The organism is Epibacterium sp. MM17-32 (genome assembly GCF_022348205.1).
Taxonomy (GTDB): Bacteria; Pseudomonadota; Alphaproteobacteria; order Rhodobacterales; family Rhodobacteraceae; genus Epibacterium.
Map to the genome: position 1 here is coordinate 70,433 of NZ_JAKRFC010000005.1, position 20,023 is coordinate 90,455.

Annotated in this window: 17 protein-coding genes; 8 read left to right on the top strand and 9 right to left on the bottom strand. The window is 61.5% G+C overall.

Going from position 1 to position 20,023, the window contains the following annotated elements:
• Positions 1 to 3 precede the first annotated feature (3 nt).
• A complete protein-coding gene (locus MHM88_RS09975; protein WP_239363892.1) occupies positions 4 to 1,368 on the top strand; it encodes a formimidoylglutamate deiminase in 1,365 nt (454 codons plus the stop codon).
• Here MHM88_RS09975 and MHM88_RS09980 read toward each other — a convergent pair.
• Positions 1,343 to 1,873, bottom strand: coding sequence for a HutD family protein (locus tag MHM88_RS09980; RefSeq protein WP_239363895.1), 531 nt, complete (start codon positions 1,871 to 1,873; stop codon positions 1,343 to 1,345). The genes MHM88_RS09975 and MHM88_RS09980 overlap by 26 nt on opposite strands.
• 37 nt (positions 1,874 to 1,910) lie before the next feature.
• Between MHM88_RS09980 and MHM88_RS09985 the strand changes: the two genes are divergently transcribed.
• Positions 1,911 to 2,654 carry a GntR family transcriptional regulator gene (locus MHM88_RS09985; RefSeq protein WP_239363898.1) on the top strand — a complete coding sequence of 248 codons (744 nt, stop codon included), beginning with the start codon at positions 1,911 to 1,913 and terminating at the stop codon, positions 2,652 to 2,654.
• On the opposite strand, the gene MHM88_RS09990 is transcribed toward MHM88_RS09985, so the two are convergent.
• Positions 2,648 to 4,228 carry a choice-of-anchor L domain-containing protein gene (locus MHM88_RS09990; protein WP_239363901.1) on the bottom strand — a complete coding sequence of 527 codons (1,581 nt, stop codon included), beginning with the start codon at positions 4,226 to 4,228 and terminating at the stop codon, positions 2,648 to 2,650. The genes MHM88_RS09985 and MHM88_RS09990 overlap by 7 nt on opposite strands.
• 164 nt (positions 4,229 to 4,392) lie before the next feature.
• On the opposite strand from MHM88_RS09990, the gene MHM88_RS09995 reads away from it, so the two are divergent.
• A complete protein-coding gene (locus MHM88_RS09995) occupies positions 4,393 to 4,758 on the top strand; it encodes a hypothetical protein (protein WP_239322132.1) in 366 nt (121 codons plus the stop codon).
• Positions 4,759 to 4,800: 42 nt separating this feature from the next.
• Here the strand turns inward: MHM88_RS09995 and MHM88_RS10000 are convergent, their stop codons facing one another.
• On the bottom strand, positions 4,801 to 5,868 hold the full coding sequence (locus MHM88_RS10000) for a transporter substrate-binding domain-containing protein (protein WP_239363903.1): 1,068 nt from the start codon (positions 5,866 to 5,868) through the stop codon (positions 4,801 to 4,803).
• A gap of 70 nt (positions 5,869 to 5,938) precedes the next feature.
• Positions 5,939 to 7,036 (bottom strand): Hint domain-containing protein, encoded by a 1,098-nt coding sequence (locus MHM88_RS10005; RefSeq protein WP_239363905.1) that lies wholly within the window; start codon positions 7,034 to 7,036, stop codon positions 5,939 to 5,941.
• 473 nt (positions 7,037 to 7,509) lie between these two features.
• Between MHM88_RS10005 and dapE the strand changes: the two genes are divergently transcribed.
• The 3 genes from dapE to rnr all read left to right on the top strand — a co-directional run bounded on the left by dapE (position 7,510) and on the right by rnr (position 11,466).
• Positions 7,510 to 8,655 carry a succinyl-diaminopimelate desuccinylase gene (gene dapE, locus MHM88_RS10010; RefSeq protein ID WP_239363910.1) on the top strand — a complete coding sequence of 382 codons (1,146 nt, stop codon included), beginning with the start codon at positions 7,510 to 7,512 and terminating at the stop codon, positions 8,653 to 8,655.
• Positions 8,652 to 9,074 (top strand): GNAT family N-acetyltransferase, encoded by a 423-nt coding sequence (locus MHM88_RS10015; RefSeq protein ID WP_239363919.1) that lies wholly within the window; start codon positions 8,652 to 8,654, stop codon positions 9,072 to 9,074. Before dapE ends, MHM88_RS10015 begins: the two co-directional genes overlap by 4 nt.
• Positions 9,075 to 9,180: 106 nt before the next feature.
• Positions 9,181 to 11,466, top strand: coding sequence for a ribonuclease R (gene rnr / locus MHM88_RS10020; RefSeq protein ID WP_239363927.1), 2,286 nt, complete (start codon positions 9,181 to 9,183; stop codon positions 11,464 to 11,466).
• Between the two features lie 187 nt (positions 11,467 to 11,653).
• Here rnr and MHM88_RS10025 read toward each other — a convergent pair whose 3' ends face one another.
• Complete coding sequence (locus tag MHM88_RS10025) at positions 11,654 to 12,367, bottom strand: glutathione S-transferase family protein (RefSeq protein WP_239363929.1); 714 nt, start codon at positions 12,365 to 12,367, stop codon at positions 11,654 to 11,656.
• A gap of 86 nt (positions 12,368 to 12,453) precedes the next feature.
• On the opposite strand from MHM88_RS10025, the gene MHM88_RS10030 reads away from it, so the two are divergent.
• Both MHM88_RS10030 and MHM88_RS10035 read left to right on the top strand, forming a co-directional pair.
• A complete protein-coding gene (locus tag MHM88_RS10030) occupies positions 12,454 to 13,146 on the top strand; it encodes a YafY family protein (RefSeq protein ID WP_239363932.1) in 693 nt (230 codons plus the stop codon).
• Between the two features lie 118 nt (positions 13,147 to 13,264).
• A complete protein-coding gene (locus MHM88_RS10035) occupies positions 13,265 to 14,632 on the top strand; it encodes a lytic murein transglycosylase (RefSeq protein WP_239363934.1) in 1,368 nt (455 codons plus the stop codon).
• Between the two features lie 85 nt (positions 14,633 to 14,717).
• Here the strand turns inward: MHM88_RS10035 and MHM88_RS10040 are convergent, their stop codons facing one another.
• The 4 genes from MHM88_RS10040 to MHM88_RS10055 form a co-directional block, all read right to left on the bottom strand.
• Positions 14,718 to 15,893: an ABC transporter permease gene (locus MHM88_RS10040; RefSeq protein WP_239322141.1), complete on the bottom strand. Its 1,176-nt coding sequence runs from the start codon at positions 15,891 to 15,893 to the stop codon at positions 14,718 to 14,720.
• 5 nt (positions 15,894 to 15,898) lie between these two features.
• Positions 15,899 to 17,578: an ABC transporter permease gene (locus tag MHM88_RS10045; protein ID WP_239363936.1), complete on the bottom strand. Its 1,680-nt coding sequence runs from the start codon at positions 17,576 to 17,578 to the stop codon at positions 15,899 to 15,901.
• A gap of 139 nt (positions 17,579 to 17,717) precedes the next feature.
• On the bottom strand, positions 17,718 to 18,821 hold the full coding sequence (locus MHM88_RS10050) for an extracellular solute-binding protein (RefSeq protein WP_239322143.1): 1,104 nt from the start codon (positions 18,819 to 18,821) through the stop codon (positions 17,718 to 17,720).
• Between the two features lie 96 nt (positions 18,822 to 18,917).
• Positions 18,918 to 20,018 carry an ABC transporter ATP-binding protein gene (locus tag MHM88_RS10055; RefSeq protein ID WP_239322144.1) on the bottom strand — a complete coding sequence of 367 codons (1,101 nt, stop codon included), beginning with the start codon at positions 20,016 to 20,018 and terminating at the stop codon, positions 18,918 to 18,920.
• Positions 20,019 to 20,023 lie beyond the last annotated feature (5 nt).

Below are 20,023 nucleotides of genomic sequence, written 5' to 3' on the forward strand. Positions count from 1 at the left end.
CAGATGCAGACAATTTTTGCCGCAACCGCCTGCCTGCCCGAGGGCTGGGTTCAGGATGTCCGCCTGACCGTTGAGGGCGGCAGCATCACACGCATCGAGAGCGCCGCCATCGCCGCACCCGGCGATACGCGCGTCGATGTCTTGCTGCCCGCACTTGCGAACCTGCATTCTCATAGCTTTCAGCGCGCCATGGCTGGCCGCACGGAGTATCGCGCGGGTGGGCAGGACAGTTTCTGGACATGGCGGGAGCTGATGTATCGCTTCCTCGACCACCTCACCCCCGAACAATACGAGGCCGTGGCGGCGCTGACCTTCATGGAGATGTTGGAGGCAGGCTATGCGTCTGTCGGCGAATTCCATTATGTCCATCATCAGCCCGGCGGTGCGCCCTATGAGAGCCTCACCGAACTCAGCCAGCGGGTGATGGCGGGCGCTCAACACACCGGCATCGGCCTCACACATCTGCCCGTGCTCTACACCTACGGCGGTGCGGAAAGACAGCCACTTGCGGGCGGGCAGCTGCGGTTTGGCAATGATGTTGAGCGTTTCTCGCGTCTTGTCACCGAGGCCCGCGAGGCGGCGCAAGAGCTCGGGGGCGACACGCGCGTCGGTATCGCGCCGCATTCCTTGCGGGCCACCTGCCCAGAGGATCTGGCCGCGGTGTTGCCGGTCGCCGCCGAAACCCCCATCCATATCCACATCGCCGAACAACCGCGCGAGGTGGCCGAGATCAAGGCATGGCTCGGCGCGCGCCCGGTGGAATGGCTGCTCGCGAATGCACCTGTCGATGACCAATGGTGCCTGATCCATGCCACCCATATGACGGAAGAGGAGACCCGGCGCATGGCAAGATCCGGCGCCGTGGCGGGCCTCTGCCCCGTGACAGAGGCAAACCTCGGCGATGGCCCCTTCAATGGACCGGAGTTTCTGGCGGAGGCCGGGCGCTTTGGCGTTGGCTCGGATTCCAACGTGCGGATTTCATTGGTCGAAGAGTTGCGCACGCTTGAATACTCACAACGCCTCCGCGATCTGGCGCGCAACGTGCTGGTTCCCCACGAAGGCTCCGTCGGTGAAACGCTCTATCTGGGCGCGGCCAAGGGTGGGGCACAGGCGCTTGGCCGGAACGCCGGACGGCTGGAGGTTGGCGCACTTGCGGATCTCGTTGCGATTGACCGAAACCATCCCGCCCTGTTTGGCTTGCCAGAGGCGCAAATTCTGGATGGATTGTGTTTTGCCGCTGACGACCAAACTGTCACCGATGTCTGGGCCGCCGGTCGTCACATGGTGCAAGAAGGACACCACATCGCCCGTGACGCCATCGTCAAAACCTACCGAACGGCAATCACATCGCTTCTTGCAAAGCTTTGATCTGAACATGCAGCACCGTGCCCTCGACTACACCTTGGGCCGGTGCCTCCAGCTCGCAGCCTTGCGCGGCGACGAAATGATCCCTGCCAAGGTGCAACGCGCCGTCGATCACAAAGGCCAGATCACCCGCCTGCCCAGCAAAATCCCCTTGATGCACCTGAGCCTTCACCTGCACGTACCGTGGGTCAAAGATCACGTTCACGGCGCGGCACGGGCCATCAATCAGCCGCGCCTCCAATGCCAAACCTCCGTCAAACTCCAGCGGCGTCAATGGCTTGGCCTCTCGCTCTGCGTCTGTACCGTGCAAACACAGCCCTTTGCCTGCGATGATGGTATGAACACGCCACAGCCCAGGAAACGCAGAAAACGGCCCATTCTGCGCAATCTCCGCAAGGCTCAGACGCCAGATTAGGCCGCGCGCCCCTTTGCGCACCGCAAGCTCTCGCGTGGTGCCGCCACCGTTCTTCCATGGCATCGGTTCGATCTGCGCAGCGTCAAAGCGCATGGGCTCTCCTTTACAAGTGCGATTTAAGGCAGACATAATGGCATTTAGCCAGAGTTATTATTCAGCGCGGAGCCCTGAAGTGCAACAACAGAAGAAAACCAGCTTTCAGGACGTACGTGACGAGGTTATGCGCCGGATCGAGGCAAGGGTCTGGGATCAGGGCGCGCTCCTGCCGACCGAGGCCGATCTGGCAGAAGAGTTTGGCTGCGCCCGCGCCACTGTCAACCGCGCACTGCGCGAACTTGCAGACCGCGGTATTATTGACCGCAAGCGCAAGAGCGGCACGCGGGTTGCGACGCTCCCGGTCAAACAGGCCAAACTGGAAATCGCCACCACCCGCCGGCTTGTGGAAGAGCGCAACGCCACCTATCGCTATGCGCTGGTCTCTCGTAAGGTGCAGACGGCGCCGGGTTGGCTCAGCTCACAAATGGACCTGCCCTTTGACGCCCGCGTTCTGCACATGGACGTAATGCATTACGCCGATGGCCAGCCGTTTCAGTTCGAGGATCGCTGGATCAATATTGCCGCGGTTCCGGACAGCGAAATGGCGGATTTTTCGGAAACGCCCCCGGGGGAATGGCTGCTGGCGGCGGTACCGTTCTCCAATGCGGAGGTCAGCTTTTTCGCCAGCGCCGCAGATGCCACCCTCGCAGACTATATGTCCTGTGCGCCCGGCGCGCCCTTGTTCCAGATGGAGCGTGCAACTTGGTTCCAGGCGCAGCCGGTGACCTTCGCCCGGATGAGTTTTCACCCCGGCTACCGCATGCGCAGCCGTTACTGAAGATCGCCCAAAAGCACCTGGGATTCGTATGATTTCAGGGTCGGGCGCGCCATGTTCTTGTAGCTGCGCCAGCTGTCGCCCATGAGATCAAAGAATTCCGCCCGCGTATCGGCGTCCAGACCTTTTAGGCTGGCGGCTCCGGGATGATAGCTTTCGCTCTCCAACCCGTTGCCACGAATGATCTCGTGTTTCTCGAACAACAGGTGGAAGTAGGTCACAGCCTGCCCATCTGATCGCCGGCGGATGGTGCTGTCATTGATCAGGTGATGCGCAGGCACAAGCACCTCGTCCTGGCCGAACAGCATCTCGGCTGAGGCCGAGCACAACAGCACCCGATGGCTCGGTGACAGTTCGATCTCGTCATGCTGCCCCAGCGCATTGGCGGCGATCCGCACCGGCGCATCCTTGCCGGAGGCAGTCCGCTCACTGCGCCCGATCCAGCGGATCGGCTGCGCCCCGTGATCGCGCGTCTGCACCATCATACCCACTTCGAGCGCCTCGACGGCGACCGGTCCCTGCGTGGTTTCGATCAGGGTGCCCGCCACAAAGCACGGGGTGGTGGTCAGATTGACAAACGCGACATCGGAGTTCCCGTCATCGTCTTCGACCGTGTAGGTAAAGACCGTGGTCTCGTCATCATCGACGTCATCCTGACCGGTGATGTCAAAGGTGCCATCTTCGTTGAGCGTGACGATCTCGCCATTGGCGAGGGTCACCGAACTGCCGGCGGTCACGGGCTGGTTGTTGATGTGGGTGATGGTAAGCTGGGTGCCGTCGACCTGCTCATCATTGGCCAGCACATCCAGCGTCGTGGTGGTGCCTTCCTGCAATGACACATCGTCATCGCCTGCGATCAGCGCGGTCTGGATCGAATCGCCTGCGATCAGGAGGTTGGAGTCATAGCTCGCATCCCCGGTATCGGCGATCGCGATCTTGATCGAATTGACCTCACCGGGATTGACGGGGGCCGTCAGCTTCAACGTGACCGTGAAGCCGTCCATCTCGGTGTTGTAATTGTCCTCGTCTTCCGGGTTGTCGACATAGAGGTTCTCGTTCGAGCCATCGTTGATGTTGTTGATGGTGATGTCCCCATCGCCCACCACAAGCTGCGCCTCGACACCATTGACCCAAACCGAAACGGCATCGTTGAACCCGGAGCCGACATATTCCAGGTATTCCTCCGAAGAGAACACAAACTGCATCGACAGGGTTGAACCTTCGGGAACAAAATCCGCCTCGAACACTGCCGCGTCATAGGTGGTGCCGCCCGCGATCGCGTCCAGATCCGAATCGCCTGCGGTGCCATGCTGGGTTGTCGTGCTTGCAGTTGTGTTGGTGTTGGTCGTGCCCGAACTGTTGGTGAAATCGGTCGCGTTGCCGGTCGACAGGATGACACCGCTGTCCGAAGGCGTGACATCCGGAGCCACCGTATCGCCATCGCTGTAGATACCGGAAGCCCCGCCAGCACCGGTGTAGCTGGCCGATTCAATGGAAATTCCATTGCCGAACATTGCCTCGGCCATTTCCTCGGCTGAGGCATTTGTATTTACGGGCAGTTCTTGAGCAGTCGCCATAATATGATCACCAAGATTGGTCGCAACACCGAGGATTATAAACGCGGTTCCCCATACGCGCCCTTTAGATGCGCTTCAAATATGGTCAAACCGGGGCAGGAATTGGGCACAATTGTATGCAAATTGGTTTGACCTTCCCCGCTTGGCCCAGCTAATGCAAGCCCATGACCCAGAAAAAACCCTCCCGCCAGCAGGTCTACACGCTGCTCGTCCAGATTGGCCGCAAAGACGGCGATGGCCTGCCCGACGGGGCAACCGGCGCGGCGCTCATGGTGTATGCGTCGGGCGTCGACGAGGCAGAAGCCGTGCGCGAAACCGTCGCCATCCTGAAACAGGCGGATACCGCCCCGCTGGATGTGACCGGCTACGGCACGCTCGCCGAGCGTGAAGCCGAGGGCCACGAGATTGCGGACGAAGAACGCGATCTGATGCAGCGCGCGCTGGATGAAAACGCGGTGATCGTCGCGCAGATGACCCCGTTTTTTGGGGACGAACTGCAGCACGACAGCGACACGGACGCCTTGCACTGAAGTTCACGGCGGCCGCGGTGACGGACCAGTACTGCTGAGCGCTCAGGACCGGCTGCCAAACCATTTACGATAGAGCGTTTCGTAGGTGCCGTCTTCCTGCATGGACAAAAGCGCCCGATTGGCCGCCTCGACCCGGTCTGATCCCTGCGGGAAGATGATACCGTAGTATTCGGTCAGAAACTTGCGCCCCATCACATGCCCGATCCCCGCACCATCGGTCTTTACATAGTGGTTCAGCACGGGCGAATCGAACACGACGATGCGGGTTTCGCCGGCCTCGAAATCCTTTAGCAGCTCGCCCAGGCCCGGAAAGGCGACATAGTCGATTTCACGCCGGTCCAGAAAGCCCGCTGCGGTCGACCCCTGGATGGTCCCGACCCGTTTGCCGTAGAGATCGTTGACGGAATTGACCGATCCGTTGATCGCTTCGACCGTCATTGCGGCCGTGATCTTGGCCACGAAAACGGAGACCACGAACAGCGAGGACAACACCAGCAGCACGCCAAAGATGCGGCCGAGGAAACTGCGCGGAACCCGTTCCTCAAAGCCGCCATTCACAACCAGGTTGAGCGCCCACCAGAACGACGGGAACCATGCCTCTTTCAACGGGCGATCAAAGTAGGGCTGCGCGCGGCGTTCGAAAATCCACATCAGCATGCCCCCGACCAACAGGATCACAAAGGCAATGCCGATGGCAGCAAACAGGTCCCAGGACAACAGCGCCGCAATCAGGCTCGGCTCTGATATGTCATCCTCGTGCAGCATGATTTGCAGGCCGCTCTCAAAGATGGGCTGGCTGAAGTCCATGACCGCCTCACGCCCCGCCGTGATCGAGATATTGGCCGCCGCCATGTCCGCCTCGCCGCGCTCGACCTCTTCGAGCATCTGCACAAAACTGTCGACACGGTTGATTTTGATGTCCCAGGTCAGGCGCCGCGCGACCTCTCGCATCAGGTCCATGGTAAAGCCGACGTCCTGCCCACCGACCTGCATCGAGAACGGCGGGCGCGTGACTGTGTTGACAACAACCTGCTCCTGCGCACGCAGCGGAAGCGCGGGCAGGCTCATCAGAACTGTTATCAGGCAGAACCAAAGGGAACGCAGGGTCATGATCTAGGTCTCGAATCCAATGTCCGACCTGCCTTAGAAGGGCTGCGCCGTGATTCTCAAGCCCCAGCGCTCAGGCGGTACGCTGTTCGGCCAGAACTGCGGCATCAAACGCGCGCACCACGGGATATCGCGGGTGGGCATGTTCCGGCAGGCTGTTGCGGTCCAGATCCGCAAGGAGGCTCGCGGCGAGTGCTGGTCGATCACGGCGAATCCGGCCGAGGAACAGGCTTTCGACCCCCAGTCCAGCCGCCATCGGCACCTCATGCCCGGGCAAGATGACCTGCATATAGGTTGCCAAAGCACCGGCGGCGGGCTCGGGATGCGCCGTGCGCGTGCCCGCTAGGGTCTCGGCCGGCGCCAGCACCGCCTCGCAGCCGAACAGGTAGTCCACATCTGACCCCGTCAGCACCATGCGCTGGAACGGCGCGACCACAATGTCCTGCGCCAAACCAAAATAGGGCGACCGCACCCGCACGGGATGAAAGCTGCCCAGCGCAGGCACCTGCCGGCGGATCACATGCAGCACCGGCACCAGCGCACCGCTGGCGCAGCGTAGCAGATCGCCCCGTCGCAGATCCCGGATCGGACGCATCCCGGTGTCTGTCGCCAGCGGCGTCTCCGGCGTCAGGCCCGGCATCGGGCCAACCGGCTCCTGGCAATCTGACAGCGCGATATAGTCGACATCAGGGGCAATGTAGCACTGTGGCGTGCCGCTCATCAGGGCCCGGAGATCCTCCAGCCGCCACGGGCGCGGGGCGTCGATCGGCATGATGTCAGCCCGCCCACCGTCGAGATGTTCCAGCGCCAACTGACCGCGAAAGGCTGGCGCATCCCAACTGTAGGTCAGGCGCACCTGGTCGGTGCGACCCCGTCTGGTCGGGTTCATGGTTTTGTGCAGCACGGCGCCATATTGCTCCAGCACCAGATTGATGCCGCCGCCAGGCACCGCCGAGACCTGGAAGCGCACCGGCCAATCGCCGCCGCGCTCAAACAAGACCAGCGGTTCGGGTTTGCGCAGTTCCGGCAGGCTGATCTCCAGCACCAGCGCGCCGGTCGCCAGCAGCGCGTTCGGTTCACGCAACAGCAGACAGCGCTGCGCACCTTCGGGCGTCAATCCGGCAGGATCAAACACCTGCGCTTGATTGTGCCACAGGCCCAGCCAGCTCATGCATGCCCCCAAGTCGGGGCACCAACATCGTGCCGTCTGTATCCTGCCATCTACACCTCACAGCGCATCTATGTCGTGCCCCGGGCGGGTGGCGCATGCGTCGGCCTTATTGGTGCCCGGGGCGTCCCTCAGTTTCAGTCCCGATGTTCCCGGTCAGGGACGCCATGCGGCGCAGAAGGGTGACACAGCGCGACAATCGGGTTCGGTGAATCAGGTGATCCAACGGTCCGCCTCTGTTCGCTTTGGTAGTCCTGCTCGTCGCACGTCCGGGCGATCTTGTCGCCGTCCCGTTCCATGCCTCGGTCTGTTATTCCCTCCACCCTAGCACGCGCGGCGCGCCCTGTCAGGGCACGATTGCCCACGATGCGACTGCCCGAGCATTTCGGCCACAGGTCCCCGCAAAGCGCGATGACAATTGCACCGCCTCCGCAATTCGCGCTAGGTCACTGACGATGATTTCAGGAGGACCCCGCATGACCGCCACCGATCCCGTCCAGTTGACCGCGGACCTCGTTCGCTGCCCTTCGGTCACACCTGTCGAGGGCGGCGCATTGGTGTTGCTGGAACGACTGCTGAGTGATGCGGGCTTTACCTGCACCCGGATGGATCGCGGAGGCGTCTGCAACCTCTTTGCCCGCTGGGGCGACAAGGGCCATGCCAAGACCTTCGGCTTCAACGGCCACACCGATGTCGTTCCCGTCGGTGACGAGGCCGCATGGACCCACGACCCCTTTGGCGCCGACGTGGTCGATGGGGTGATGTACGGTCGGGGCACCACCGACATGAAATCCGGCGTTGCGGCCTTTGCTGCTGCCGCCATCGACTTTGTGCGCGAGACACCGCCCGACGGCGCCGTGGTTCTGACCATCACCGGCGATGAAGAAGGCGACGCGGTAGATGGAACCACCGCTTTGCTCGATTACATGGACCAGACAGGCGAAAAGATGTCCGTCTGCCTCGTGGGTGAACCCACCTGCCCCAATCACATGGGCGAGATGATCAAGATCGGCCGCCGTGGCTCCATGACCGCATGGTTCACGGTAACGGGCGTGCAGGGGCATTCGGCCTATCCGCATCGTGCCAACAATCCCTTGAATGGCCTGTCGCGCCTGATGGATCGCCTCGCCAGCCATCAGCTTGACGAGGGATCCGAGCATTTCGACGCCTCCACCCTGGCGATCGTCACCATTGATACCGGCAATCCGGCGACCAATGTGATCCCTGCGCAAGGCCGCGCAGCAGTCAATATCCGCTTCAATGATCTCCACTCGGGCACATCGCTCACCGATTGGCTGCAAGAGGAAGCGGACAAGGTGGCCGAAGAGTTCGGTCTCAGGATCGACATGGACGTCAAGATCTCTGGCGAGAGTTTTATCACCCCTCCCGGCGATCTGTCGGAACTGGTCTCAAAGGCAGTGCAGACCGAAACCAACCAAGTGCCAGAACTATCGACCACCGGCGGCACATCCGACGCGCGTTTCGTCAAGGCGCATTGCCCGGTCGTGGAGTTCGGTCTCGTGGGCAAAACCATGCATCAGGTGGATGAGAATGTTGAGGTCGCCCAGATCCATCAACTGAAGGCCATCTACACTCGCATTCTGACGGATTACTTCGCATGAGCCTGTTGATCGCGGAAACGGAAGATCTCGACACCTGCCTGGAGCTGCGCTTCGAGGTGTTTGTCCGAGAGCAGGGCGTTCCCCCCGAGGAAGAGCGCGATACGCTCGATGACTCTGCCACGCATCTTCTGGCGACGCAGGATGGCACACCCGTGGGAACCGCGCGGATTGTGTTTCAAGGCGATATTGCCAAGATCGGGCGGGTCTGTGTGGTAAAATCCGCGCGGGGTACGGGGCTTGGTGCACGGCTGATCGAGGCTTGCGTCGACGTTGCCAGAGAGCGGCAGGGGATCACCCGTGCCAAACTCGGTGCGCAGATCCACGCCATTGGTTTTTATGAGAAGCTTGGCTTTGAGGCCTTTGGGCCTGTTTACCTCGATGCGGGTATAGATCACCGGGATATGGTAAAACCTCTGTAGGGCACTCAGCAGGCGCCATCTGGTAAAAAGGTTGGTCCATATTTCGCCGCCCGGCGTTTGGTGTTTTCAGCATGACGTTCCCTGCGCGCCATGCTACGGCAGATCTATGGCGCGTATTCCCACAAAGGCCGAGATTCTGGACTGGATCTCCGCCCACCCGACACAGACCTCCAAACGTGACATTGCCAAGGCTTTTGGCATCAAGGGCGCTGAGCGGATCGACCTCAAACGCCTCCTGAAGGAGTTGGAGGCCGAAGGGCATCTGGAAAAGCGCAAGCGCAGTTACACCGACCCGGATCGTTTGCCGCCGGTCACGGTTCTGCTGGTCAAAGCCCCCGATGACAATGGCGATCTGTTTGCCCAGCCGCTGGAATGGCATGGCGAAGGGGTGGAACCCATCGTGATGGTGATCCCGCGTGCGTCTGATCCGGCCCTGGGCGAGGGCGACCGTATCCTTGCGCGCCTGACCGTGGTGCAGGAAGAGGATCACAACTATGAGGCTCGCCTGATCCGTCGCATCGGGACCAACCCGAAGCGCATTCTGGGTATTTATCGCCAGGGGTCCGAAGGCGGGCGCATTGTTCCCATCGACAAGGCGGGCTCCAACGAGTGGCAAGTGCCCGAAGCAAATACGCATGGCGCCAAGGACGGCGAATTGGTCGAGGCCGAGCTTGCCGGACCAAAGGCCCGTATGGGTTTGCCCAAAGCGCGCATCGTCGAACGGCTCGGTGATCCGTCCGCCCCCAAGGCGGTGTCGCTGATCGCAATCCACCAGCATGGCATTCCCGATCACTTCCCCGATGCGGTTGTTGCCGAGGCTGACAGCGCCAAACCGATGGGCCTCAAAAGGCGCGAAGATCTGCGCGATCTGCCGCTGATTACCATCGACCCTGCCGATGCCCGCGACCACGATGACGCCTGCTTTGCCCATGCGGATGACGATCCCAAGAACCCCGGTGGCCACGTGATCTGGGTCGCGATCGCCGATGTCGCGGCCTATGTGACGCCCGGTTCGGCGCTGGACCGCGAAGCACGCAAACGCGGCAATTCCAGCTATTTCCCTGATCGGGTGGTACCGATGCTGCCGGACCGGCTTTCGGGCGATCTCTGTTCTCTGCACGAGGGTGTGCCACGTCCCTGTCTGGCTGTGCGCATGCAGATCGACGCCGAGGGCAACAAGATCGCGCACCGCTTTGTGCGCGGCCTGATGAAATCGCAGGCCTCCTTGCACTACGGCGAGGTGCAAGACGCCGTGGATGGTCGCGTCACCGCGCGCACGGAACCGTTCCTGGAAGACGTCATAAAACCACTTTATGCCGCCTATGAGGCGCTCAAAGCCGCCCGTGGCGCGCGCCAGCCGCTGGATCTCGACCTGCCAGAGCGCAAGATCGTGCTCGACGACAAGGGCAAGGTGGCCTCGGTCAATTTCCGTGATCGCCTCGATGCGCACCGGCTGATCGAGGAATTCATGGTGCTGGCCAATGTGGCCGCCGCCGAAACCCTGATCAAGAAGCGCCAGCCGCTGTTGTTCCGGGTGCATGAAGAACCCGCTCAGGACAAACTGGACGCGCTGCGCGACACAGCACAGGCGGCGGGTCTGAACCTTGCCAAAGGACAGGTGCTGCAAACGCGGCATCTGAACGCATTGCTGAATGCCGCCGCGGGAACCGATGATGCGGAGCTGATCAATATCTCCACGCTGCGATCGATGCAGCAGGCCTATTACTACCCGGAGAATTTCGGCCATTTTGGTCTCGCGCTGCGCAACTATGCGCATTTTACCTCGCCGATCCGCCGCTATGCCGACCTGATCGTGCACCGCGCGCTGATCACGGCCCATGGGTGGGGCAAAGACGGGCTTTCGGCTGACGAGGTCGAGCGGCTGGAGGACACCGCGACCCATATTTCCGCGACCGAGCGGCGCTCGATGCTGGCGGAGCGCGACACCACGGACCGCTATCTTGCGTCTTATCTGGCGGAACGCGTGGGCAACGAGTTCACCGGTCGGATCTCCGGCATTGCCCGCTTTGGCGCCTTTGTGAAACTGGATGAAACCGGGGCCGATGGGCTGGTGCCGGTGCGCTCGATCGGACGGGAGTATTTCCATTTTGACGCGCAGGCTGGAACGTTGATGGGGTCTGACACCGGGTTGATCATCGCCATCGGCCAACGAGTCACGGTGCGTCTGACCCAGGCTGCACCGGTGACCGGCGGGTTGGAGCTGGAATTGCTGGCCCTTGAAGATGCGGAACTGCCAAAAGGGCGCGGCGATGCCGGCAAAGGCGGTCGCCGTCGCAGCCCGGCGGGCCGCACCGTGTCTCGCAGCAAGGCCGCAAAATCAAAGCACAAGGCGGCCAAGGTAAAACGCAAGGTGAACCGAAAACGCAAATAACCCGATCACGTCGCGCGCCTCCAGGGTTCGCGCCAGAGGTTTTGCGCTCCGCTTTGCGGATCGCCGGGGGGCAGGCCGCGCCTTCGGCGCGGCCTGCCCGGCCCAAGGGGCGCCCTTGTATTTCAATGCAAAGGCGACGCGCGGGAGCCCCCCCGGCCCCTAGAAGGCGTCATCAACTGCGCGAAACCTACGCCGCCTGCGGGAGTGTCAGCGCGCCCTGCTCCAGCACACGGGACACATAGGCCAAGAGGTTCCCGTGGCGCTGTGTCACCGCCACCACCTGCGGCGCAGCAGGTGTACGGGACATGGCCTCAATCATCGGCGCGGCAGAGCAATCAGCGGCGGTCATCTGATCCCCAAACAAGAAACGCTGATCGCCCAAGATACTCTCAATCGCCGTTAAATCCTGCTCCAGCCGCTGCAGACGCTCCGCCCGGTCGAACCGCGAATGCCCCGTGAAGTGCAGACCGTCCAGCACCTTGGCGCGAAAGCTGTTGACGGGCTCTTCAGGTACACCGGCAAAAACCGTCTGCAACATCCCCGCCCAGCCGTCATCTTCGAGCCAGCGGGCACACATAAGCTGCAACCACAGCGTCTCGTCCACCATGCGGATGAGCGCCCGTGACTGACCTTTTTGCACAGCACTAAGACCCGTATCGAACTCTGCGCCCCGGTCTTCGAGGAAACCACGGATGCCTTCGCTGTCGGGGATCAGGGTACCGTTCTCGTCCCGCACCACGGGAAGCTTGCTGTGCGGCATCCGTGCGAGATCTGCCGGGTCGTGCACATCCTGCCGCTGCCAGTCCTCACCAGACATCTGCAGCAGCAGCGCCGCTTTGGTACAAAACATGCTGTAGCTGTAAAAACCGTCGCCACCGCCGTGGGTCAATAGGGTCAACATCGTCTCTCTCCATTTGGGATGTGATGAGGATGTGCTACACGGGCCTGTTGTCAGTTTTTGTCATCAGGGACAGGTACACGCAGGGTATGACCAGAACAGAACGCCTCTTTCGCCTGATGCAGACCCTGCGCCAGCTACCGCCACCGGTGACGGCCGAACAGCTCGCCCAGGATCTTGGTGTCTCTGGTCGGACCATCCATCGCGATATTGACGCGCTCCGGGCCTTGGGGGCCGTGATCGACGGGGCCGCGGGATTTGGCTTCACGCTTGTCGAGGATGCAACGCTGCCCCCGCTCGGGTTTGGAGCCACCGAACTGGAGGCGCTGGTGCTGGGCCTGTGCGAGGTTCAGCAGAAGGGCGATCCCGATCTGGCAGATGCGGCCCGCACTGCCCTGAAAAAACTGCGCGCCCGCCTGCCCAAGAGCCAGGCCGACCGATTGCAGCACGCGGTCCTCTCTGCGCATAGCTTTGCGCCGCCGCACGCCCCGACGGTGGATGCAGCCGAACTGAGACAGGCGACGTGGGACGAGCGCGAGGTGGGGTTTGATTATGTGGACGCCAAAGGGGCAAGCACATGGCGACAGGTGAAACCGCTTGGACTGGTCTACTTCGACAATTCCTCGGTGCTGATTGCATGGTGCCTCCTGCGTCGGGACTTTCGGGTGTTTCGCCTGGATCGCATGCAGGGGCTTGAGGTGACGGAGACGTCCTTTCGCCCGCATCGTGTTCGGCTTTATCGCGCCGCGCTCGACCATCTTCGCAGCCAGGCCTATGGCTGAGGGTGGCCCACAGGCAGAGGAACGCTGAGGAGCGGCGACGCCTGTCTGAGTTCTTTTGCCCGCGGCCCAGTCACGCTACAGTTGATGTCAATAAACAGAGCAGGTGTTGAGGTTCAAAATGCGCAGTTGGGTTAAAAGAGCGCTATGTGTCGGGTTCACCCTCCCGGCATGGATGGCGCAAGCAGCCGTTTCGGAACAACAAATCCTCACGGAGACGCCGCGGCCACAGGCGCGTCCCGCCGGTCCCGAGGCGCACGCGGCGCGCATTCAGCTCGCCACCGCCACCACACTTCGTCCGGTGGCACGCACCAGCGTCGCCGCCACGACCGAAGCTGCGCTGTCGGCCCCCCGCTCGGCCCACGATAAAGACGTACACTTCAAAACCTGGCTCAGCGACTTCGCCTCCCGCGCGCAGGCACAGGGCATTCGGCCGGAGACCTTGAACCGCGCGCTCGACGGCGTCACCTATGACGCCTCCGTCATCGAGCGGGACCGCAACCAGTCCGAGTTCACCAGAACGATCTGGGATTACCTAGATCGTGCTGCCTCCGACAGTCGTGTGCGCAATGGCAAGGCGGCCCTTCAAGGCCAACGGGATACGCTGGCACGGATAGAGGCGCATTACGGGGTCGAAAAGGAAGTGGTGGTTGCCGTCTGGGGTCTGGAAAGCAGCTATGGCAGCTTTCGCGGAGATATGGACATCATCCGTTCCCTGGCTACGCTCGCCTTTGATGGTCGGCGCGGCGCCTTTTTCGAAGAGCAGCTGATTGCCGCGCTGAAGATCCTACAATCCGGCGATGTGGCGCCCCGGGAGATGACCGGCAGCTGGGCCGGCGCAATGGGACACACGCAGTTTATCCCAACATCCTACCTCGATTACGCGGTGGATTTCACCGGCGACGGGAAGCGGGACATCTGGTCCGATACCCCGACGGATGCCCTCGCGTCGACCGCGGCCTATCTGAAGAAATTCGGCTGGGTCTCCGGACAGCCCTGGGGGGTGGAAGTGACGCTGCCCGACACCTTCGACTTCACGCTGGCCAACCGCAAGATCAAGAAAAGTCCGGAGGCATGGGCTCGGCTTGGTGTGCGTGCGATGAATGGCCAGCCGGTGCCCAACCATGGTGAGGCCTCGATCCTGCTGCCGGCTGGCGGCAAGGGTGCCGCCTTCATGATCTTCAAGAATTTCTCTGTGATCGAGCGCTACAACACGGCCGATGCCTATGTGATCGCCGTCGGTCACCTGAGCGACCGGCTGCGCGGCGGCGACAAGATCAAGGGCGGCTGGCCGCGTGGAGATCGCGCATTGACCTTTGCCGAGCGTAAGGAATTGCAGCAACGTCTGACACGCGCCGGTTTCAGCACCGATGGCATCGACGGGCGCATCGGACCCAAGACCGTGGCCGCTGTGCGCGCCTATCAAAGCGCCAAGGGGTTGATGCCGGACGGCTATGCCTCGCTGACATTGCTGGAGAAGCTACGCTAACACCCCATACCCCCTCAGGGCGCTCAGCCCCTGCACACAAAAAAGCCCCGCTCGATGGCGGGGCTTTTTCTTGTCATGAGGTGGATCAGCTCGGGCTCATGCCGCGCAAACGCTCACTGCGGCGACGCAAGAGCTCAACCGTGGTCAGCAAGCAGATCGAGATCGCCACAAGGATCGTCGCCACCGCCAGAATGGTGGGCGAGATCTGTTCGCGCAGGCCGGTAAACATCTGCCATGGCAGTGTTTTCTGGCCAGCAGACCCGACAAAGAGCACCACCACAACCTCGTCAAAGGAGGTGATGAAGGCAAACAGCCCCCCGGAAATCACGCCGGGCAGGATGAGCGGCATCTGCACCCGGAAGAAAGTGGTGATCGGCCCGGCCCCCATATTCGCCGCGGCACGTGTCAGGGAGCGATCAAACCCCACCAGAGTCGCAGTCACCGTAATGATGACGAAGGGGATACCGAGGGCGGCGTGGGCCAGGACAACGCCGAAATACGTCCCCTGCAGACCGATACGGCTGTAGAAGAAATACATGCCCGCAGCCGAAATGATCAGCGGCACGATCATCGGCGAGATCAGCACCGCCATGATCGCCCGGCGGAACGGCACATGCGGTTGGCTCAGGCCGATCGCCGCAAGCGTGCCGAAGCTCACCGACAGGAAGGTCGCCATAGGCGCAATCCGCAGCGAATTCCACAGCGCCTGCTGCCAGTCATCGTTGCTGAAGAAATCCTGGTAGTGCTTGAGGGAATAGCCTTCCGGGTCAAACCGCAGCATTTCCGGTGTGAAGGTAAAGAAGTTCTCGGCGTTGAACGAGAGCGGCATCACCACCAGAATCGGCGTGATCAGAAACACGAAGATCGCGCCGCAGATCACCCGAAAGCTGTAGTACCACAGAACCTGACCGGGCGTCAGATAGGGGGGCAGGTGCTTGCGATAGCTCGACGTGGCGAGCCAGAAGATGAACCAGCCCGCGAACCAGCCGAACAGTGCCCCCACCACAAGGGCGGGCAGACCGCCGAGCAGGAACCCGGCGATTGCAAATACGGCGACTGTGGCCCAACGCACGGGTTTCTCCTGCGCCAGCAGGTTGCAGTACACAAAGCCCATAGCGCCCAGGAGAACCGCGCCGATCACAAGCCCGAGCAGGCCCGATCCCTGCGCCGTGCCCACGAAGAGGCCGAAGAAGCCCCCTGCGGCAGCGGACACAGCAGCGGTGAAGGCGGGAGTTTGGTTTTGAACAGGTGTCAGTGCCATTTGGTTTATCCCAGCTTCACGTTGTCGATGCCGACGATCTTGTCATAGGCCCAGTAGAGCAACAGCACGACCGCCAGGAGGATACTCCCGAGCGCCGCCGCCAGACCCCAGTTGAGCGAGGACGAGATATGATAGGCAATCCGGTTGGAGATAAAGACCCCCTTGGTGCCGCCCACGATCTCGGGCGTGATGTAGTAGCCGATCGCCAGAATGAAGACGAGAATCGACCCCGCGCCGATCCCCGGGACCGACTGCGGGAAATACACCCGCCAGAACGCCGTCCAGTTGGTCGCACCCAACGACTTTGCCGCGCGCAGATAGGACGGGTTGATGGTCTGCATCACCGAATACATCGGCAGGATCATGAACGGCAGCAGGATGTGGGTCATCGCCACGATAGTGCCGAACTGGTTGTTGATCATCACCAGCCGCGCCGCGTCATCGACCAGTCCCAGCCAGACCAGCACATCATTGATAACCCCCTGTTGCTGCAGCATGACCTTCCAGGCCGATGTCCGGACCAGAAGCGAGGTCCAGAACGGCAGCAGCACCAGGATCATCAGGATATTGGCTGATCGTGTCGGCAGGTTGGCCAGGATCCAAGCAACCGGATAGCCCAGCAGAATGCAGGACCCGGTGATCACCAGCGACATGACCAGAGTCCGCTGGAACAGCGTGATATAGATCTGCTGGTTCTCGGGCCGCGGCTCTGCGCCTTCGGGGCCTTTCTGCATGTCGATGGAGTTCAGGAAATACCCGCTGGTGTAATTGGGGCTGTAGGTCTGGATGGTGCGCCAGTTGCCCAGATCGCCCCAATCCTCATCCATGTCGAGAAAGGCGGCCTTAAAGGAAATCGGCTCCAACTCCGCCAGTGCCTCGGCTGCGGCCGTCAACTCGGCTGCGCCCGGGCCCGTGTAGCTTGCGAGCTTTTCCGCACCGTCAGCCGACTGAACGGCGGTGGCAAAGGCCACAAAAACGGTTTCCCAAGGATCTTCTTCAGCGACGACATCCTCTTCCGCGATTGCCGTGAACAGAGCAAAATCCGTGTAGGCTGTCGCCATGCGGGGAAAGAGTGCGCTGATCTCGGCGCCTGGCACAAAGCCAATATCGCCGGCAAAGCTGTCACCGGTCAGCTGGCTGAGCTTGGCCCGCTGCGCGTCCAGAAGGCCGGTGTTGCCCTCGGCGCTGCTGCCCCCGGTCATGATTTCAAACCAGAGCGCCTCGTCCTTCAGAGCACCATCATTGGCGCGTTCGATGGCCTTGACGTGGTCCTCACCAACGTCATCAACCTTGCGCCCGCTGCCGCGGAACAGAGATGAAATCCCGGTTTCCTCATAGTTCAGACGCGTGCCGAGCTTGGTGTGTTCCTTGGCTTCCGCAGCAACGAAGAGATCATAATAGAGACTCTCATACACCGCCTCGCCCGGAGCCTCGTCACCGAGGGCATCCCAGTCTTTCAGGGTCACCACGGTTTCGGAAAGCGTGTCTGACACGATTCGGTTCTCGACCGAGCGGAACAACATATCCGCGATCGGGAGAATGAAGGTGAGGAGGATGAAGACCAGAAGCGGCGCGATCAGCATCAAGGCCCGCATTTTCTGCATCCTCAACGCGCGGGCCAGGCTGCGCTTCAACGGCGTACCGTCAGCCGCTAGGACCGGGCCGGATTGAGTTGTGTCACTCATGATTGTCCCTGTTGTCTTCCCGCGTTTTTCAAATCTGCGGGGTGGAGGTCTCCGCCGCGGCGGCGCCCTGGGGACGCGGCGCCGGAGAGGGAGCCGGAGAGCGCAGACCGCTCTCCGGCATCGGCATCATCAGATCCGATTACTTGGCCAGCCAGGCCTGGAACTTCGCGTCGATGTCGTCGCGATAGTCAGCCCAGAACTCGTAGTTGTACAGGAACGTGTTCTGTGCGTTTGCCGGATCGGTCGGCATATGCGGCGCCATCTCGATGCCAAGCTCGGCATGTTTGCCGACGAGCGGTGCGGAAGAGGCACGCGCCGGGCCGTAGGAGATGTATTTCGCCTGATCCGCCAGACGCTGAGTGTCGGTGGCGAAATAGATGTAGTCCAGGGCACGTGCTTTGCGCTCATCCGAGAGACCTGCCGGAATGATCCAGCCGTCGAGGTCGAACACCTGTGCGTCCCAGAGCATCGCCACCGGCTGATCCTGCTCTTCGATCACCGAGAACAGGCGGCCGTTGTAGGTGGAGCCCATCACAACTTCGCCATCGGCGAGCAGCTGCGGCGTGTCGGCACCGGCGGACCACCAGATCACGCTGTCCTTGATGGTGTCGAGCTTCGCCAGCGCGCGCTCCTGACCTTCTTCGGTTTCCAGCACGTCATAGACTTCGTCCTTGGCGACGCCGTCGCAGAGCAGAGCCCACTCCATGTTGTTGATCGGGCGCTTCTCAAGCGCACGCTTGCCCGGATAGGCTTCGAGATCAAACACGTCGCAAACGCTTGTCGGCGGGGTGTCACCGACCAGATCGGTGCGATAGCCGAAGGTGGTGGAATAGACGATCTGCGGGATGAAGCAGTCGGACACCAGCAGTTCACCGAAGTCTTCTTCGGCAGAGGTGCCGTCCGGCGCAGCCGCCAGGTGCTCATCGGGATCGATTTCCATCGCCAGACCTTCGTCGCACAGACGCATTGCGTCCGCAGCCACAACGTCGACAACATCCCAGGTCACATTGCCCGCTTCGTTCATTGCACGCAGCTTGGCGACGGCCTCGTTGGAGCTTTCGTCATTGATGATCTTGACGCCAGTCTTTTCGGCGTAGGGCTCGTGATAGGCCTTGAGCTGAGAGTTGGAGTAGGCTCCGCCCCAGGACACGATGGTCATTTCATCCGCCATATCCGCGGCAAAAGCCATCGGCGCGCAGAGAGCGGTCGTGGCGGCGAGTGCCGTCAGTTTACGCAGTTTCATATTCGTATTCTCCTTGTTGAGACACTGATTATTCATGTGTTTGGCCCCCCGATCCATTCAGCACCGCCGGGGGTTCCTATGCGCAACCGGTCGCGATCAAGCGTCCAGCGCGCGGCAGTCCTCGGGCAGCCAGCCGATTTCGATCTGCTGTCCGGGCTGTAGACGAACCTGATCCGGCGCGTTGCGGGTCTTGATGATGAACTCATCGTTGCCCGCGACCTTCAGGCGCGTGCGGAAGATGTCACCCATGTAGATGAATTCCAGCACTTCGGCCTTGAGGGTATGCACGCCTTCTTGCAGGCGATCCTTGTTGTATTCCACCCGTTCCGGGCGGATCGATACGCGTGTGCGCTGTCCCACCTCGGACACGTTGATGGGCATGGCGTCGATCAGTTCCCCACCGTCGAGCTGCACCAGGGCGCGGCCATCGGAGATTTCCTTGATCACACCTTCCAGCGTGTTGTTCTCGCCGATGAACTGGGCCACGAAACTGTTTGCCGGCTCTTCATAGAGCTGATCCGGCGGCGCCAGCTGCTGGATGCGACCATCGTCGAACACGGCGACGCGGTCCGACATGGTCAGCGCCTCGGTCTGGTCGTGGGTCACATAGACCGTGGTGATCCCGAGCTGGTGCGCCAGATGGGTGATCTCGAACTGCATCTTTTCGCGCAGCTGCTTGTCGAGCGCGCCGAGCGGCTCGTCCATCAGCACCAGTTCCGGCTCGAACACAAGGGCCCGGGCCAGTGCGACACGTTGCTGCTGGCCACCGGACAGCTGCGCCGGGCGACGGCCGCCAAAACTGCCCATCTCCACCATGTCGAGCGCACGTTTGACTTTTTCTTCACGTGTGGATTTGCCCATTCCACGCACCTCGAGCGGAAAGCTCAGGTTCTCGGCAATGGTCATATGCGGAAACAGGGCGTAGTTCTGGAACACCATGCCAATGCCACGCTTGTGCGGCGGGATGTTGTTGATCGAGACACCGCCGAGGCGAATATCGCCATGAGTGGCGGTCTCGAAGCCGGCCAGCATCATAAGGCAAGTGGTTTTCCCCGACCCCGACGGACCAAGCATGGTCAGGAATTCGCCCTTGGGCATGGTGAGGTTCAAGTCTTTGACGACGAGTGTCTCACCGTCATAACTCTTTTGCACGCGTTCGAATTCAACGAACGCGTCAGTATTCGACGCATCGGCCAAATCAG

Coding starts and splice junctions, on each gene's coding strand:
- MHM88_RS09975 (WP_239363892.1), top strand. CDS start 4: ATGCAGACAATTTTTGCCGCAACCGCCTGCCTGCCCGAGGGCTGGGTT.
- MHM88_RS09980 (WP_239363895.1), bottom strand. CDS start 1,873: ATGCGCTTTGACGCTGCGCAGATCGAACCGATGCCATGGAAGAACGGT.
- MHM88_RS09985 (WP_239363898.1), top strand. CDS start 1,911: ATGGCATTTAGCCAGAGTTATTATTCAGCGCGGAGCCCTGAAGTGCAA.
- MHM88_RS09990 (WP_239363901.1), bottom strand. CDS start 4,228: ATGGCGACTGCTCAAGAACTGCCCGTAAATACAAATGCCTCAGCCGAG.
- MHM88_RS09995 (WP_239322132.1), top strand. CDS start 4,393: ATGACCCAGAAAAAACCCTCCCGCCAGCAGGTCTACACGCTGCTCGTC.
- MHM88_RS10000 (WP_239363903.1), bottom strand. CDS start 5,868: ATGACCCTGCGTTCCCTTTGGTTCTGCCTGATAACAGTTCTGATGAGC.
- MHM88_RS10005 (WP_239363905.1), bottom strand. CDS start 7,036: ATGAGCTGGCTGGGCCTGTGGCACAATCAAGCGCAGGTGTTTGATCCT.
- dapE (WP_239363910.1), top strand. CDS start 7,510: ATGACCGCCACCGATCCCGTCCAGTTGACCGCGGACCTCGTTCGCTGC.
- MHM88_RS10015 (WP_239363919.1), top strand. CDS start 8,652: ATGAGCCTGTTGATCGCGGAAACGGAAGATCTCGACACCTGCCTGGAG.
- rnr (WP_239363927.1), top strand. CDS start 9,181: ATGGCGCGTATTCCCACAAAGGCCGAGATTCTGGACTGGATCTCCGCC.
- MHM88_RS10025 (WP_239363929.1), bottom strand. CDS start 12,367: ATGTTGACCCTATTGACCCACGGCGGTGGCGACGGTTTTTACAGCTAC.
- MHM88_RS10030 (WP_239363932.1), top strand. CDS start 12,454: ATGACCAGAACAGAACGCCTCTTTCGCCTGATGCAGACCCTGCGCCAG.
- MHM88_RS10035 (WP_239363934.1), top strand. CDS start 13,265: ATGCGCAGTTGGGTTAAAAGAGCGCTATGTGTCGGGTTCACCCTCCCG.
- MHM88_RS10040 (WP_239322141.1), bottom strand. CDS start 15,893: ATGGCACTGACACCTGTTCAAAACCAAACTCCCGCCTTCACCGCTGCT.
- MHM88_RS10045 (WP_239363936.1), bottom strand. CDS start 17,578: ATGAGTGACACAACTCAATCCGGCCCGGTCCTAGCGGCTGACGGTACG.
- MHM88_RS10050 (WP_239322143.1), bottom strand. CDS start 18,821: ATGAAACTGCGTAAACTGACGGCACTCGCCGCCACGACCGCTCTCTGC.